Raw genomic sequence first — 5,280 nt, forward strand, 5'->3', positions numbered from 1 at the left:
CAGCACGGTCGGCACGATCAACACCGCGTTCCAAGATGAAGGCTTCGCCCCCGACCCGGATTGCCGCTACGAAGACAGCAGCGTGCGCCGGCAGACCACGCAGTCATATCTGGATGGGGTTGACTGGACCGATCCGCGACAGGTCGGCCGATTTCTCCGGGTCGCTGAACGGTTGCTCAATGGCTGGGAGCCGCAGTGCCTCCGCCCTTTTCACCAATCGCTACGCCGCGACGGCTACCAGGTCGATGAGCAGACCGGCCAGATCACGCCAGTCGGGCCGCAGCTGTCGATCGAATCCGTCGCGAGGCTCGCGGACCCGTCGGCCATCCGCGAGGGCTTCGAGCGCATTAGGCGCGCGATCAGCGACGATCCCGCGCTCGCGGTCGGCAGCGCCAAGGAACTGATCGAAAGCACCGCCAAGGTGGTACTCACCGAACGCGGCCAGCCGTTCGACGACAAGTACGACCTACCCAAACTGGCTCGTGCAGCACAGCGTTCGCTTGGGCTGGACCCCTCGGCCGGGTCCGATCCGGATGGCAGCGTCGGTGTTAGGCGCATCCTCGGCGCGGTGACCACCATAGCCGACGGACTCGCCGAGCTGCGCAACCGCGGGCTGGGCACCGGGCACGGTCCGGCAACCGCACGCGTCGGTCTGGGCACCCGGCACGCTCACCTCGCGGTCAACGCGGCGCTCACCTGGTGCCAGCTGATGCTCGACACCCTCGCCGACCCCGAAGCGCCCTGGCGGCACCGGAGCACCGAGTAGCCGATGGACGAGCTGCTGATCGCGCGCAATCCCGACCCGGATTCCAGACTGGGGTACCTGCTGCGGCTACCGCTCAGCGGCGGGATGGTGTTCCGAACCTCGGGCACCTGGCCTCGAGCGAAGCCGCTCTACTGCTATCCCGTGGGCGCCGACGAGTGGCCGACCGAGCCGGAGATCGTCGAACGTGCGTCGCTCCGCTCCTGCGTGCGCCGCGGCGCGGCGATCGACGTGATCCTCGACCGCGGCCGGGAGAACCGACCCCAGCTGGTGTTCACGACTGCCCGCGGCCGCGATGCCGTCTTCTGGCAGTCGCCGCGCACCCGCAAGCAAGCCCGCCCGGCCGTCACCACACCCACCGCCCGGGCCGCCGGCATCGCCGACCTGTCGATCCTCATCCACACCCGCGAGCAGTACGCCTACCGCTTCGCCGCCCAGCAAGCCACTACCGTCAAGCGCGCGCTGCCGTGCGGCGACTACGGGATCACCGTGGACGGTCGACTGGTCGCCGCCGTGGAACGCAAATCGCTGGCCGACCTGGTATCCAGCCTGATCAACGGCAAGCTGCGTTACGCCATCGGCGACTTAGCCGCACTGCCGCGCGCCGCCATTGTTGTTGAAGACCGCTACTCGCAGATCTTCAAACTCAACTGGGTCCGCCCATCCGTCGTCGCTGACGGGCTCGCCGAGCTCCAGGTGCGGTGGCCAACAGTACCGATCACCTTCGCCGAGACACGCCAGCTCGCCGAGGAATGGACCTACCGCTACCTCGCGGCCTCGTACAGCTGGGCTGAGACGGAGCGAGCGGTCGCGACGCGCATCGGCATAGCCATCGACACGACCGAGACGGCGACGACACCCGACGCCGCGTCGCCATCGACCGCCGAGGTACGGGCGTGGGCACGGGCCGCAGGGATCGCGGTATCAGATCGCGGTCGCCTCCATCCCGACATCTGGCAAGCCTGGCGCGAAGCTCACTCATGAGCTGAAGTCCAACCAAGCTCACGAAAACACCCAGATTCGTTCCGTTGCTAAGCCGACCCCTGGTGGGGAGGCGTCTGAATCTCGACCGCACAGCGGAGACATTCAGGTCCGTCCCGCAAACAGGTCGCCACATGTCCAGATCTATTCAAAGCGGTAGGCGTGATTCGCGGGTCAGCAGACGATGATCGGGATGTCGATCCCGCAACGTCCTAGCGCGGCGGCCAATTGGGCGTCCTCGGTCACCAACGTTCGTTTGACCCGGATTGCGACGGTAGCGATCCAGCGCCCGTTATGCGACACCGTCCGGGACAATGCCGCCGATAGTCGACCGAACATCTTTGCGTCACTTTCGTCGACTCCGACGCGCGGCAAGCGCCGCTGCGCCAGGCTCAGCGTGCGCTGCCGAATCGTCAACGCCGCAGCATCATTGGCGTACCGCGCCGATTCCACACCCTGAAACAGCTCACCGAGCGTGACGATGCTGATAACCGGCAGCCGCTCGGTTGCAGCCAACGCCTCAATGACGTTCTGGTTGCGACGCTCGACCCATCCGATAACCGCCGACGTGTCCAGAATCAATGCCACAGCCGTGACTCACGCTCACGCTCAGCCTGAACCGACGCGCGCTTGTCGCGGTCCAATTCCTCCCGCGCGCCCGAGTCAACGACGGGCATACGGTTGACCTCATCGATCAGCCGCTGCACATCGGAATCCACCGCTGCGGGCAGCGGACGGATCTCGGCGATGCGCCGACCATGGCTCGTCAAGTAGACCGTCGAGCCAGCCGCGATCGCATCGAGAACCGAACGGGTGTTGTTCCGCAGCTCCCGCACACTGACCTCAGCGCTCGACACACCCAGATTGTAGCACTTTTGAATATTAAAGTGCTACAGATGGGGGTGAGGCCAGTGGGATCAGGCGATCACCCGAATCTGCGGTGCCTGCGTCCGATAGGGCCTTTAGGCTGGACCTATGTCGGTCGCACAGCACGGAGTGCCGGGCCCGCAACCTGAGCCGTTACCGGGCACGATGACACCGGCTGGTGCCGCTGCGCCACCGGCCGGTCCACTGGGCTACGACCAGCGCTCCGCGCCGCGGGCACAACGCCGCGGTCTTGGTCGGTGTTTGATTTCCAAGACACCACAGCTGCTGTGCCCCAGCCACTTCGACACCTGAGTCAGCTACCGCAAGCAGTGCCCGGGTCGAGGCCGAAGACCTGCACGGCGGCGGACTTTCCCTTCAGCGCGTGGGATCCTCGGTCGGTGAGTCCGGTCGGTCGGCGAACGAGGGCATCGACGCACGGCTGGGTGAGAAGGATCGCGTCGCCGCTGGTTTTGGTGAGTTGCTCGATGCGCGCTGCGACATTGACCGTGTCACCGATCAACGTGAACTCCAACTTCCCCCCGCCGCCGATGGTTCCGGCGATCACCACACCCGTGTTGATCCCGGTGCCGATCTGCAGCTCGCCGCCGAACCGCTCGGCGACCAGGCGATGAATCAACACAGCGGCGGTTAGCGCGGCGTCGGCATGATCAGCGAGGTCGTTCGGGGCCCCGAAGACAGCCAGAGCACCGTCGCCAAGGAACTTGTTGACGTGCCCACCGGCATCCACCACGGCCGGCACCACGATCTCGAACAAAGCGTTGAGCCGGGCGACAGTGTCCTCGGCGGTATTCGCTTCAGCGAAAGGGGTGAACTCGCGGATGTCGATAAACATCACCGTCACCTCGCGGCGCTCACCGGTGAACACATCGTCACCCTGCTCAAGTAGCCGCGCCGCCAAGGATGGGTCGACATAGGTCCCGAACGCCCCCTGAAGCCGTTGCCGCTCAGCCAAACCCGCTTGCATGCGGTTAAACGACGCCGTGAGCGCACCGAGGTCATCGTCTTGAACCACCGGCACACGTTGGCTGTAGTCCCCCGCCGCAACCCTTCGGGTTCCCTCGGCGAGGTCGCGAATCGGGCGCAACAACGGTGCGAATGCGGCACTGACGGTGATCGGCACCGCAAAGAAGAGCGTCAACACACACCCGATCGCCAAGAGGAGCAGCGGCGCCTTACCGGCCCGATCAAACACGGCGGCCAGCATCGCGCCCGCGGCAGCGTATGCGAACGCGACCGCGAGCATGGAGACATTCGCCCACACGGCAAAAGTTGGGCGCGAGCGGGGCAAGGAATCACCGATCCCGGTGTCACCGGCGATGGCGACCCTTGCCGGCCGCAGCGCAGCTTCAATCAAGCTGTGCACACCGGGCAGAGGGTAGGCAGCTCCCAAGGCGGTGCCCAAGATCCCGTACTGGACGAGCCGCGATGCGTCCGCTCCGGCGATCGCACCGACGAGGACCAAAACCAGGGCGCCCAAAACCGCGTTGCCCACCACCGCTCGGGCAACAAACCCCCGAGCCCAGGTGTAGGTGGCCTCCAGTGCGCTTGCCCGATCGACCTCGCGTCCGGCTGCCCACCGCTCCACAAGGCGGAATAATCGGCGGCCGGGAAGAACCATCACACATCCGCACACCAGCACGACGGCAACGGTGATGGCGGCCGCCTCGACGTAATGACCGGACTTCTCGAGAGCGACAACGCTAAACGACGGAATAAGGTAGATAGCCACCGGTATGGGACACGTGATCGCGCTGAGCGCCCACGAGTACCTTGCGCCGTACCGATCCCACGCCCACTGCCAGATGCGATCCATTCCGCGAGAGTAAGACGTCGGGCGCCCCAATTTGGGCAATTGAAGTGGAGCTGCCCCGGGAATCGACCCGGGCATGCTCGTCTGGCTATCGCAGGGTGTACCACGTTCTGCCGAACAGCCTCCCGAAGGCGATCGAGAACATGCTGCGCCGCTCTCGCGTTGGACACGCGAGTCGCACAACTCAACCAGGATGTTCGAGTTCTGCTCGGGCCCGGTCGATTTGGTCGTCGGCGTAGGTCAACCATGGCGGCGGTGGTCATTGTCTCACCCTTGCGGCGAGCGATTCGTAGGTCTGATCTCCGAGGACATCACGGAGGTGGGTAATCGCGGTGCTGAGTTCAGGGGTCGCTAGCGTGCTGAGATGGTGTTTCCTTCTAGGATTTGACGAGGCAGTTGATCCGACCCGAGACCAGTGGGATCAGGCGATCAGCCGAATCTGCGCTGCCTGCCTCCGATAGGGCCTTTAGGCTGGACCTATGTCGGTCGCACAGCACGGGGTACCAGGCGCGCAACCTGAGCCGTTGCCGGGCACGATGGCACCGGCTGGCGCCGCTGCGCCACCGGCCGGTCCACTGGGCTACGACCAGCGCTCCGCGCCGCCGCCACGCCGAAGCAACGGGATGATGGCCGCCGTGGCGCTGGCGATCGTGCTGGCGACGGCGGCGCTCGTGGTGGGCATCATCGACCTGACCAGATCCTCGACGTCGGCAGCTCCCGCCGCACCAAGCTCGGCCCCGCCGGCACCGACCTCGACACCGGTTGATATCGCGGCCGCGAACCGCGCCTTTTGTACCGCGATCGCGCCACTGATGACCGAAAGCAATCGGGTGGCGAA

The 5,280-nt window shown here is 65.6% G+C and carries 7 protein-coding genes; 3 read left to right on the forward strand and 4 right to left on the reverse strand.

Annotation, left to right across the window (positions count from 1 at the left end; translation table 11 throughout):
- Together VML93_RS27915 and VML93_RS27920 are read left to right on the forward strand one after the other, a co-directional pair.
- On the forward strand, positions 1 to 766 hold a 766-nt coding region (locus tag VML93_RS27915), incomplete at its 5' end, for an abortive infection family protein (RefSeq protein WP_325615496.1).
- 3 nt (positions 767 to 769) lie between these two features.
- Positions 770 to 1,747 (forward strand): ERCC4 domain-containing protein, encoded by a 978-nt coding sequence (locus VML93_RS27920; protein ID WP_325615497.1) that lies wholly within the window; start codon positions 770 to 772, stop codon positions 1,745 to 1,747.
- 171 nt (positions 1,748 to 1,918) lie between these two features.
- On the opposite strand, the gene VML93_RS27925 is transcribed toward VML93_RS27920, so the two are convergent.
- Positions 1,919 to 2,332 carry a type II toxin-antitoxin system VapC family toxin gene (locus VML93_RS27925; RefSeq protein WP_325615498.1) on the reverse strand — a complete coding sequence of 138 codons (414 nt, stop codon included), beginning with the start codon at positions 2,330 to 2,332 and terminating at the stop codon, positions 1,919 to 1,921.
- Positions 2,323 to 2,601, reverse strand: coding sequence for a hypothetical protein (locus VML93_RS27930; RefSeq protein WP_325615499.1), 279 nt, complete (start codon positions 2,599 to 2,601; stop codon positions 2,323 to 2,325). Before VML93_RS27930 ends, VML93_RS27925 begins: the two co-directional genes overlap by 10 nt.
- Positions 2,602 to 2,719: 118 nt before the next feature.
- Between VML93_RS27930 and VML93_RS27935 the strand changes: the two genes are divergently transcribed.
- Positions 2,720 to 2,923, forward strand: a complete 204-nt coding sequence (locus VML93_RS27935; RefSeq protein WP_325615500.1) for a hypothetical protein — start codon at positions 2,720 to 2,722, stop codon at positions 2,921 to 2,923.
- Position 2,924: 1 nt separating this feature from the next.
- Here the strand turns inward: VML93_RS27935 and VML93_RS27940 are convergent, their stop codons facing one another.
- Together VML93_RS27940 and VML93_RS27945 are read right to left on the reverse strand one after the other, a co-directional pair.
- Positions 2,925 to 4,445 carry an adenylate/guanylate cyclase domain-containing protein gene (locus tag VML93_RS27940; protein WP_325615501.1) on the reverse strand — a complete coding sequence of 507 codons (1,521 nt, stop codon included), beginning with the start codon at positions 4,443 to 4,445 and terminating at the stop codon, positions 2,925 to 2,927.
- Between the two features lie 577 nt (positions 4,446 to 5,022).
- The coding region (locus VML93_RS27945) for a hypothetical protein (protein ID WP_325615502.1) at positions 5,023 to 5,280 on the reverse strand (258 nt) is incomplete at its 5' end.

The sequence above is a fragment of the Mycobacterium sp. genome (assembly GCF_035499775.1).
GTDB lineage: Bacteria > Actinomycetota > Actinomycetes > Mycobacteriales > Mycobacteriaceae > Mycobacterium.

Excerpts from the sequence above, each read along its gene's own strand:
- VML93_RS27920 (WP_325615497.1), top strand. The coding sequence starts at position 770 with ATGGACGAGCTGCTGATCGCGCGCAATCCCGACCCGGATTCCAGACTG.
- VML93_RS27935 (WP_325615500.1), top strand. The coding sequence starts at position 2,720 with ATGTCGGTCGCACAGCACGGAGTGCCGGGCCCGCAACCTGAGCCGTTA.
- VML93_RS27940 (WP_325615501.1), bottom strand. The coding sequence starts at position 4,445 with ATGGATCGCATCTGGCAGTGGGCGTGGGATCGGTACGGCGCAAGGTAC.